9 protein-coding genes and 1 tRNA gene are annotated in these 10,454 nt (G+C 57.6%); 5 read left to right on the top strand and 5 right to left on the bottom strand.

The window, feature by feature from the left end:
• From ACK5JN_RS22055 to pepA, 3 genes are all read right to left on the bottom strand, one after another.
• Nucleotides 1–192: class I tRNA ligase family protein (locus ACK5JN_RS22055; RefSeq protein ID WP_416872098.1), on the bottom strand; the 192-nt coding region annotated here is incomplete at its 3' end.
• Nucleotides 192–635 carry a DNA polymerase III subunit chi gene (gene holC / locus ACK5JN_RS22050; RefSeq protein WP_003830256.1) on the bottom strand — a complete coding sequence of 148 codons (444 nt, stop codon included), beginning with the start codon at nucleotides 633–635 and terminating at the stop codon, nucleotides 192–194. The genes holC and ACK5JN_RS22055, both read right to left, overlap by 1 nt.
• Before the next feature lie 119 nt (nucleotides 636–754).
• Nucleotides 755–2,266, bottom strand: coding sequence for a leucyl aminopeptidase (pepA, locus tag ACK5JN_RS22045; RefSeq protein WP_416872097.1), 1,512 nt, complete (start codon nucleotides 2,264–2,266; stop codon nucleotides 755–757).
• 267 nt (nucleotides 2,267–2,533) lie between these two features.
• Here pepA and lptF point away from each other — a divergent pair, with 267 nt between their 5' ends.
• Nucleotides 2,534–3,634, top strand: a complete 1,101-nt coding sequence (lptF, locus tag ACK5JN_RS22040; protein ID WP_416872096.1) for an LPS export ABC transporter permease LptF — start codon at nucleotides 2,534–2,536, stop codon at nucleotides 3,632–3,634.
• Complete coding sequence (gene lptG / locus ACK5JN_RS22035; RefSeq protein WP_416872095.1) at nucleotides 3,634–4,716, top strand: LPS export ABC transporter permease LptG; 1,083 nt, start codon at nucleotides 3,634–3,636, stop codon at nucleotides 4,714–4,716. The genes lptF and lptG overlap by 1 nt, the downstream gene beginning before the upstream one ends.
• Nucleotides 4,717–4,891: 175 nt before the next feature.
• Here lptG and ACK5JN_RS22030 read toward each other — a convergent pair whose 3' ends face one another.
• On the bottom strand, nucleotides 4,892–6,394 hold the full coding sequence (locus tag ACK5JN_RS22030) for a helicase HerA-like C-terminal domain-containing protein (RefSeq protein ID WP_416872094.1): 1,503 nt from the start codon (nucleotides 6,392–6,394) through the stop codon (nucleotides 4,892–4,894).
• Nucleotides 6,395–6,528: 134 nt separating this feature from the next.
• Here ACK5JN_RS22030 and ACK5JN_RS22025 point away from each other — a divergent pair, with 134 nt between their 5' ends.
• Complete coding sequence (locus tag ACK5JN_RS22025; protein WP_416872093.1) at nucleotides 6,529–8,166, top strand: dihydroxyacetone kinase subunit DhaK; 1,638 nt, start codon at nucleotides 6,529–6,531, stop codon at nucleotides 8,164–8,166.
• 44 nt (nucleotides 8,167–8,210) lie between these two features.
• On the opposite strand, the gene ahr is transcribed toward ACK5JN_RS22025, so the two are convergent.
• Complete coding sequence (ahr, locus tag ACK5JN_RS22020; protein WP_416872092.1) at nucleotides 8,211–9,230, bottom strand: NADPH-dependent aldehyde reductase Ahr; 1,020 nt, start codon at nucleotides 9,228–9,230, stop codon at nucleotides 8,211–8,213.
• A gap of 203 nt (nucleotides 9,231–9,433) precedes the next feature.
• Here ahr and ACK5JN_RS22015 point away from each other — a divergent pair.
• Nucleotides 9,434–9,518, top strand: a tRNA-Leu gene (locus ACK5JN_RS22015).
• A 163-nt stretch (nucleotides 9,519–9,681) separates the two neighbouring features.
• A partial coding sequence (locus ACK5JN_RS22010; protein WP_416872091.1) for a tyrosine-type recombinase/integrase occupies nucleotides 9,682–10,454 on the top strand: 773 nt, incomplete at its 3' end.

Genomic DNA, 10,454 nt, shown 5'->3' with positions numbered 1-10,454 from the left:
GCGAATCATGGTATCCATGATGGTTTGCTGGAAAGCATGACCCATATGCAAACTGCCGGTGACGTTCGGCGGCGGGATCATGATGCAGAAGGACTCTTTGCTTTCATCGCCGTTAGGTTTGAAATAGCCCTGCTTTTCCCAGTGCTCGTAAAGCGGCTGTTCGATATCTTGTGGGTTGTATGTCTTTTCCATTATTTCCAGGTTGCCGTATTCAGGTTAAAACCAGCCACGCGGTAAGCTTTGTAGCGATCGCGTGCCGATTGTTTCAAAGAATCTTCGTAAGGAACGAAGTCTATCACTTCTGTGAAAGCGGTGGCAAAATCTGCAAAGCCAACGCGCAAACTGATGAGCAGGTCGCGCGGGCTGCTATTGCGTTTCTCCGGCCAGGCAATCTCTACCGGCGCGCCGCCTCTGGGGCCTTCTCCCGCCAGATTATGCGGAACAAAACTTTCTGCTGGTCTCGCCCACAGAGCTTCATCCAGTCGAAGAGCCTGCTTTTCGTTTTCACAGGCGATCAGCACGCGCTTGCCAGCACGCCAACGTTCTGCGGCAATTTCACACACCAGTTGTTCAACGGCGCTTAAGCCATCGACGGTGTTGTCATTGTCCAGAATATAGAACGTTGCGTTTCTCATGATATGGGGCTTCTTGTTGTGGATTTAAATGCAAAGCCGGGTGGCGCTACGCTTACCCGGCCTACGGTTGAGTGACGTTGTAGGCCGGGTAAGGCGAAGCCGCCACCCGGCGTTTTACATCACTCTTCGCCGTTAAAACCGGCACGATTGAGCAGGAACTGCGACAGCAGCGCGACCGGACGACCGGTTGCGCCTTTGGCTTTACCGGAGCGCCATGCGGTACCGGCGATATCGAGGTGTGCCCAGTTGTATTTACGGGTAAAGCGCGCCAGGAAGCAGCCTGCGGTAATCGCGCCGCCGGGACGGCCGCCAATGTTGGCCATATCCGCAAAGTTGGACTCCAGCTGCTCCTGGAACTCATCGCCCAGCGGCAGACGCCACGCGCGGTCGCCCGCCTGCTCGGACGCGCCGATCAGTTCGTGCGCCAGCGGATTGTGGTTCGACATCAGGCCGGTGATGTGATGGCCCAGCGCAATCACGCAGGCGCCGGTCAGCGTCGCCACGTCAATCACCGCTTCCGGCTCGAAGCGTTCAACGTAGGTTAACACGTCGCACAGCACCAGACGGCCTTCGGCATCGGTATTAAGCACTTCAACGGTCTGGCCGGACATGGTGGTCAGCACGTCGCCCGGGCGATACGCGCGGCCACCAGGCATGTTTTCACAGCCCGCCAGCACGCCGATGACGTTAATCGGCAGCTGAAGTTCGGCGACCATGCGCATTACGCCGTACACCGCCGCCGCGCCGCACATGTCGTACTTCATCTCATCCATCCCTTCGGACGGCTTGATGGAGATACCGCCGGAGTCGAAGGTCAGGCCTTTACCGACCAGCACAATCGGGCGAACGTCAGCCGATTCAACGCCTTTATACTCGATGACCGACATCAGGGATTCGTTCTGCGAACCGTTGCCGACCGCCAGGTAAGAGTGCATTCCCAGTTCTTTCATCTGCTGTTCACCGATGACGCGGGTGATGACGTTTTTGCTGTAGCTGTCGGCCAGCTGACGCGCCTGAGAGGCCAGATAGGCGGCGTTACAGATATTTGGCGGCATGTTGCCGAGGTCTTTCGCCGCTTTGATACCGGCGGCAATGGCCAGGCCGTGCTGAATCGCACGCTCGCCGCTGGTCAGCTCGCGACGGGTCGGCACGTTGAAGACCATTTTGCGCAGCGGACGACGCGGTTCGCTTTTGTTGGTTTTGAGCTGGTCGAAGCTGTACAGCGTCTCTTTCGCCGTCTCAACCGCCTGGCGCACTTTCCAGTAGTTATTGCGGCCTTTGACGTGCAGCTCGGTCAGGAAGCAGACGGCTTCCATTGAACCTGTATCATTCAGGGTGTTGATGGTTTTCTGAATGACCTGCTTGTACTGGCGCTCGTCAAGTTCGCGCTCTTTCCCGCAGCCAATCAGCAGGATGCGCTCTGACAGCACGTTGGGTACGTGGTGCAGCAATAAGGTCTGCCCCGGTTTGCCTTCCAGTTCGCCGCGACGCAGCAGCGCACTGATATAACCGTCGCTGATTTTATCGAGCTGTTCGGCGATGGGAGAGAGCCGACGTGGTTCGAATACGCCTACGACGATACAGGCACTCCGCTGTTTCTCCGGGCTACCACTTTTTACACTGAACTCCATGCACTACGCTCCTGAATCTTAAAGACAACGGCGGTGGCTACGGATAGAATTGCAAGCTTACGTAACTCATTTCCGCTGTTGCGGTGACTTCGTGTTAATCTTAACGTTATTACGGTCCTGGCACGTCAGAACAGGTCATGAAACGTGAAACCGCTGAGTCATTTAATCTTAGCGATGATTTCGACGACTCAAGAGAATAAATGACGTTTAAGCCATGAAACAAGCTATTTTCCTGCAATAAGACGGGTTTTTACGGGCGTATTTATAGTGATAATCATACGATATCTGGTGCGGGAGACGCTAAAAAGCCAGCTTGCCATCCTCTTCATCCTGCTTTTGATCTTCTTTTGTCAGAAACTGGTGAGGATCCTCGGTGCGGCGGTCGATGGCGATATTCCGACAAACCTGGTCCTCTCTTTGCTGGGGCTCGGCGTGCCCGAGATGGCGCAGCTTATTCTGCCGCTGAGCCTGTTCCTTGGGCTCTTAATGACGCTGGGTAAATTGTACACCGAAAGTGAAATTACGGTGATGCATGCCTGCGGGCTGAGTAAAGCGGTGCTGATTAAAGCGGCGATGGTGCTGGCGCTGTTTACCGGTATCGTGGCGGCAGTCAACGTGATGTGGGTGGGGCCGTGGTCGTCCCGCCATCAGGATGAGGTGCTGGCGGAGGCCAAAGCGAACCCGGGCATGGCGGCGCTGGCCCAGGGGCAGTTTCAGCAGTCTACCGACGGTAACTCGGTGTTATTTATTGAAGGCGTGAATGGCGCTAGCTTCCACGACGTTTTCCTGGCGCAGCTGCGGCCAAAAGGCAGCGCGCGCCCTTCCGTGGTGGTGGCCGATACCGGTCATCTCTCGCAGAACAAAGACGGATCTCAGGTGGTGACCTTAAATCAGGGAACCCGCTTTGAAGGTACCGCCATGCTGCGCGATTTCCGGATCACCGATTTCAAAAACTACCAGGCGATTATTGGTCATCAGACGGTGACGGCTGACCCGACCGATACCGAACAGATGAATATGCGCACGCTGTGGAACACCGATACCGACCGCGCCCGCGCGGAGCTGCACTGGCGTCTTACGCTGGTGTTGACGGTGTTTATCATGGCGCTGATGGTGGTGCCGCTGAGCGTGGTCAACCCGCGTCAGGGGCGCGTGCTGTCAATGCTGCCGGCGATGCTGCTGTATCTGGTGTTCTTCCTGCTGCAAACCTCGCTGAAGTCGAATGCGGGCAAAGGCAAGCTCGACCCGGCGGTATGGATGTGGTCGGTTAACCTGCTGTATATCGCGCTGGCCGTGGCGTTGAACCTGTGGGATACCGTCCCGATGCGTCGCCTCCGCGCCCGCCTGACCAATAAAGGAGCGGTATAATGCAGCCATTTGGTGTACTAGACCGCTATATCGGCAAAACCATTTTCACCACCATCATGATGACGCTGTTCATGCTGGTGTCGCTGTCCGGCATTATCAAATTTGTCGACCAGCTGAAAAAGGCCGGGCAGGGGAGCTACGACGCGCTGGGGGCGGGTATCTATACTCTCCTCAGCATGCCGAAAGATGTGCAGATCTTCTTCCCGATGGCCGCGCTGCTTGGTGCGCTGTTAGGGCTGGGGATGCTGGCCCAGCGTAGCGAACTGGTGGTGATGCAGGCCTCTGGCTTCACCCGTATGCAGGTGGCGCTGTCGGTGATGAAAACTGCCATCCCGCTGGTGCTGCTGACCATGGCGATGGGCGAATGGGTCGCGCCGCAGGGTGAGCAGATGGCGCGTAACTACCGCGCGCAGCAGATGTATGGCGGCTCGCTGCTCTCAACCCAGCAGGGGATGTGGGCGAAGGATGGCCACAGCTTTGTGTACATCGAGCGAGTGAAGGGCAACGACGAGCTGGGCGGCGTGAGCATCTACAGCTTTAACACCGAGCGCCGTTTGCAGTCGGTGCGCTACGCGGCCAGCGCCAAATTTGATGCCGAACAGAAGGTCTGGCGTCTGTCGCAGGTCGATGAATCTAACCTCAGCGATCCGAAACAGATTACCGGTTCGCAGACGGTGAGCGGCACCTGGAAAACCACCCTGACGCCGGACAAGCTCGGCGTTGTGGCGCTGGACCCGGATGCGCTCTCCATCAGCGGGCTGCACAACTACGTGAAGTACCTGCACGCCAGCGGCCAGGACGCCGGGCGCTACCAGCTGAATATGTGGAGCAAAGTGTTCCAGCCGCTTTCCGTGGCGGTGATGATGCTGATGGCGCTGTCGTTTATCTTTGGCCCGCTGCGTAGCGTCCCGATGGGCGTACGCGTGGTGACCGGGATCAGCTTCGGCTTCGTGTTCTACGTGCTCGATCAGATCTTCGGCCCGCTGACGCTGGTCTACGGTATTCCGCCGATTATCGGCGCGCTGTTGCCAAGCGCCAGCTTCTTCCTGATAAGCCTCTGGCTAATGATACGAAAAGCGTAACCTCTCTTGTAGCCCGGCCAGGCGAAAGCTACGCCGGGTTTTTTATGCCTGCATTTTGATGGAATACGTTTTCAACGCTGGAGTTAGCCCCGGGGTCGCTGCCGCTCGCCCGGGCTACGAATCGTAGGCCAGATAAGGCGTTTACGCCGCCATCCGGCAAACCGGCGATGATGAACTAACGCCGCCGCCCGCCCAGCAGGCTACCCAACATCCCACGCACAATCTGATTGGTCACCTGACGTACGGCGCTTTTCGCCGCGGTTTGCACTATGCCATCGCGCTTACCGCCGCGCGGCCCGGTGGTGCCAAAGAAGATATCTTTCAGCCCGCCCAGTAGGCCATCGTCGGCGTTTTGCGGCTGGCCTTTCACCGGCGGCGCGTCCGCCTGGCCCGCGCTGTTCTGCACTCCTTTTTGCAGCATCTCGAACGCCGATTCCCGGTCGACTTCATCCTCATATTTTCCGTACAGCGGCGAGTTGTTAATTAAGCCGTTGCGCTCGTCATCGGTCACCGGCCCCATTCGCGAGCAGGGGGCGATCACCATTGCCCGCTCAACCACCGACGGGCTGCCTTTTTCATCGAGGAAGGAGATAAGCGCTTCTCCGGTCCCCAGCTCCTGAATCGCCTGCTCGGTGCTGAACGCCGGGTTCGCGCGCATGGTCTGCGCGGCGGTTTTCACCGCTTTCTGATCCTTCGGCGTAAAGGCGCGCAGAGCGTGCTGCACGCGGTTGCCAAGCTGCCCGAGCACCGCATCGGGGATATCCGACGGGTTCTGCGAAACAAAATAGACGCCCACGCCCTTCGAACGAATCAGGCGGATCACCTGCTCGATTTTATCCAGCAGCACCTGCGGCGCATCGCTAAACAGCAGGTGCGCCTCGTCAAAGAAGAAGACCAGCTTGGGTTTCTCCAGATCGCCCGCCTCCGGTAGCTGCTCGTACAGTTCGGACAGCATCCACAGCAGGCTGGCGGCGTATAGTTTCGGCATCTGGTACAGCTTCTCGGCGCTGAGAATGTTGATAATGCCTTTACCGCTGCTATCGGTACGCATCCAGTCTTTGATATCGAGCATCGGTTCACCAAAGAAGTGTTCCGCGCCCTGCTGTTCCAGCGTCAGCAGCCCGCGCTGGATGGCACCCACCGAGGCGCTGCTGATATTACCGTACTGATTCTGGAAGGATTTGGCGTTATCGCCGATGTACTGGGTTATCGCACGCAGGTCTTTGAAGTCCAGCAACAGCAGCCCCTGGTCGTCGGCAATACGGAAGATGATGTTCAAGACGCCGGACTGCACCTCGTTGAGGTTGAGCAGACGCGCCAGCAGCAGCGGGCCAAGGTCAGACACGGTGGCCCGCACCGGGTGGCCCTTTTCGCCGAAGATATCCCATACCGCTACCGGGTTTGCATGAGGCTCCCAGTCGGTGACACCAATTTTCGTCAACCGCTCGGTGAGCTTCTCGGAGGCCTGGCCTTCCTCGGCAACGCCGGTGAGGTCACCTTTTACGTCGGCCATAAACACCGGCACGCCGATCTCTGAGAACGACTCGGCCAGCTTTTGCAGGGTAACGGTTTTCCCGGTGCCGGTGGCACCGGTAATCAGCCCGTGGCGGTTGGCCATATTGGGCAGCAATTCAAGCTGCGTGTCCTGGGTGCGTGCAATCAGCAAAGGTGCGCTCATGGGTAATCCTCCATTTATTCTGCGTCGAGTATAGGCAAAACAACGGCATCCCGACGCGTTAAATTGTCTGTTTTGCGGCGCGTTATCCAGTGCGGACTATGCTTTGCATACGGTTTTCTTTTTTTTGGAAGGTTATGTCCAGATTCTTCTTTAACGATCGCAAACAGCTGGTCGACGATGCCATTGAAGGGTTAGTGTTATCCGCACCCCACGGTAATCTGGTGCGTCTCGATATCGATCCCGCTATTCGCGTAGTGGCCCGCGGCGACTGGGATAAAAGCCGGGTGGCGATTATCTCCGGCGGCGGTTCTGGCCATGAGCCAGCGCACGCGGGTTTTGTGGGCAGAGGGATGCTCACCGCCGCCGTCTGCGGCGATCTCTTCGCCTCCCCAAGCGTGGATGCGGTACTGAACGCCATCGTCGCGGTCACCGGCGACCGCGGCTGCCTGCTGATTGTCAAAAACTACACCGGCGACCGCCTGAACTTTGGCCTCGCCGCAGAGAAGGCCAAACGCTACGGCCTGAAGGTAGAGATGGTGATTGTCGCCGACGACGTTGCGCTGCCGGACAACAAACAGCCACGCGGCATTGCGGGTACGGCGCTGGTCCATAAGGTGGCGGGCCATGCGGCGGAGCAGGGGAAAACGCTCAGCGAAGTGCGCGAGTTAGCGCAGCAGGCCTGCGATAGCGTCTTCAGCCTGGGGCTGGCGATGGAGAGCTGCAACCTGCCCGGAGGGGAAACGGAAGACCGCATCAAAGCGGGGCAGGTGGAGCTGGGGCTGGGCATTCACGGTGAGCCGGGCGCTTCGACGGTGAGCAGCCATAACAGTAAGCAGCTGGTGGGAACGCTGGTTGAGACGCTAAAAGCGGCAGTGGGTGACGCCCGGGTAGCGGTGCTGATCAACAACCTCGGCGGCGTGTCGGAGCTGGAGATGGCGCTGCTCACCAAAGAGCTCGCACACTCGTCGCTGCGCGAGCAGATTGCTTATCTGATTGGTCCGGCGACGCTGGTCAGCTCGCTGGATATGAAGGGTTTCTCGCTGTCGCTGATGATCCTGAATCAGGCCATTGAAGGCGCGCTGCTGGCCGACGCTGAGACCACTGGCTGGGTAAAAGCCGTAGCTTTTGCGCCGCTTAGAACCCATACGCATGCCAAAGTGCACGATGCTCTGGACGTGCAGCCCTCGGAGAACGCGCAGATGCATAAGCTGGTGTCGCAGGCCACCCAAACGCTGCTGGGGCTTGAGAACAGCCTGAACGCGCTGGACGCCAAAGTTGGCGATGGCGATACCGGGTCGACCTTCGCGCTTGGGGCGCAGGATATTGCCACGCTGCTGAAACAGAACGCGCTGCCGCTGAACAACCCGGCACAGCTGCTACAGCTCATCGGTGAACGGCTGGCCACGGTGATGGGCGGCTCCAGCGGCGTACTGATGTCGTTGTTCTTTACCGCCGCCGGTCAAGCGTTAGCGCAGGGAGAACCGCTGGCGACGGCGCTGCTGGCAGGGTTAAAGCAGATGAAGTTCTACGGTGGTGCGGCACCCGGCGACCGCACGTTAATCGACGCCCTGCAACCGGCGCTGGAGGCGCTGCGCGATCACGGGCTGGCGGAAGCCATTACCGCAGCGCAGCAGGGGGCAGACAGCACGGCAACCATGCAGAAGGCGAAAGCGGGGCGCGCATCGTATGTGAACAGCGACAACCTCAACGGCGTGCCGGACCCAGGCGCAGTTGCGGTGGCGGAAGTCTTTGCGGCCTTCACGAAAGGGTAATGCTCTGAAGCAAGAACCGGCGGCGGAGCGCCGCCGGATAAACATCAAAAATCGGCTTTCAGTACCACGCGGTAACGGGCTTTGCCGTCACGCACGTGCTGGATGGCGTCATTGATTTTTGACATCGGGAACAGCTCGGTAATCGGGGCCACTTTGCTGCGCCCGGCAAACTTCATCAGCTTGCGCAGCTCAAACGGGTTACCCGTCGCCGAACCGGAGACGCTGCGGTCGCCGCCAATCAGCGTGAACGCCGGCACCGGCAGTGGCGTCAGCACCGCGCCCACGGTGTGGAAGTTACCGCCGGAGGCCAGCGCTTCGAAGTACGGCTGCCAGTTCAGGTCAACGTTGACGGTGTTGATGATCAGATCGAACTGGCCAGCCAGTTCTTTCAGCGCCTCCGGAGAGCGGCTGTTGACCACGTGGTCAGCGCCCATCGCCCGCACTTCCTGCTCTTTGGAAGGATTAGAGCTGAACGCGGTAACTTCAGCGCCCATTGCGCGCAGCAGCTTAATCGCGATATGCCCCAGCCCGCCAATCCCAATGACCCCAACTCGGCTGGTGGCGGTGACATGATGCATCAGCAGCGGTTTAAACACGGTGATACCGCCGCACAGCATCGGGCCCGCGGTTTCGATATCAATGTTATCCGGTAGCGGGATCACCCACTGCCAGTCGGCGCGCAGTTTATCGGCAAAGCCGCCGTGGTTAAGGATGGTCGGCACCGACCCTTCGGTACAGTTTATCTGGTTGCCATCGATACAGGCATCGCAGTGCCCGCAGCTACGCGCCGTCCAGCCAATGCCGACGCGTTGACCAATCTTCAGCCCTTTATTCTGCGCCGCGCTGCCCAGCGCCACCACGTGACCAATCACCTCATGACCGGCAACCAGCGGATACTGTGAGAACCCCCATTCATTGTCGATCATCGACAGATCCGAGTGGCAGATCCCGCAGTAATCGACCTTCACCTCAACGTCTTCCGGCAGCAATTCTCCGGCATCGTACTCCCAGACTTCCAGTTCCCCACCTGCGTTTTTCGCGGCGTAGCTTTTTATGATAGACATCGTGTATCTCTCAGTGTGGTGTTGAACTGAGAGTGTAGAGCATGTGGGGGCGGGGTGCCTGGTAGAACGGGGGATTAAGGCAATTGTGACCGCCGTTAAGTTGTGTTGTTTTTTTCGACACTTAGCGAGATTGGCATGCGCTGAAGCTTGCATGGTGGCGTGTGACAGGTATAATTCACAACGTTTTCCGCATACCTTTCCGTGCCGGAGTGGCGAAATCGGTAGACGCAGTTGATTCAAAATCAACCGTAGAAATACGTGCCGGTTCGAGTCCGGCCTTCGGCACCATTAGTACTTCCAAGACCATCCGAGTAAGTCCACCAAACCCTTTAGAATCAACGCTTGCAGAGAGTTTTCTATCCCGAGTTGTCCGAGGTAGTCCGTTGAAATCCGGATGTCATTGGGGGCATAATTGGGGGCATCTTAACTTCGATTAGAAATGTGCCCCCAAATGAAGCTCAACACCAGACAGGTCGAGACCGCAAAGCCGAAAGACAAAACCTACAAAATGGCCGATGGCGGGGGGTTGTATCTTGAAGTGTCGGCCAAGGGTTCTAAATACTGGCGCATGAAATACAGACGCCCCTCAGACAAAAAAGAGGATCGCCTTGCTTTTGGTGTTTGGCCTACAGTGACTCTTGCTCAGGCAAGAGCAAAGCGCGATGAAGCTAAAAAGCTGTTAGTGCAGGGCATTGACCCAAAAGCCGAGCAGAAAGAAGCTCAAGCCGAGAATTCAGGGGCATATACTTTCGAAACCATTGCTCGTGAATGGCATGCATGTAACAAGCGATGGAGTGAAGACCATCGATCGCGCGTTCTTCGATATCTTGAGCTTTATATTTTTCCTCATATTGGTTCGTCCGACATTCGCCAGCTCAAAACCAGCCACCTGTTAGCCCCGATTAAAAAAGTTGATGCCAGTGGAAAGCATGACGTCGCTCATCGCTTGCAACAGCGCGTCACGGCGATCATGCGTTATGCCGTACAGAACGATTACATCGAATCAAATCCAGCCAGTGATATGGCCGGTGCGCTATCGACAACCAAAGCGCGACATTACCCCGCTTTACCCTCAAGCCGGTTCCCTGAGTTTCTTGCTCGGCTTGCTGCTTATCGTGGCCGTGTAATGACACGGATCGCTGTCGAGCTTTCCTTACTAACTTTTGTGCGTTCCAGTGAGTTACGTTTCGCGCGTTGGGATGAATTCGACTTCGATAAATCTCT

The organism is Kluyvera sp. (assembly GCF_047971185.1).
Classification (GTDB): Bacteria; Pseudomonadota; Gammaproteobacteria; order Enterobacterales; family Enterobacteriaceae; genus Kluyvera.
The sequence above is the reverse complement of the archived record's forward strand: the minus strand, read 5'-3'. Positions and strand labels throughout refer to the sequence as shown.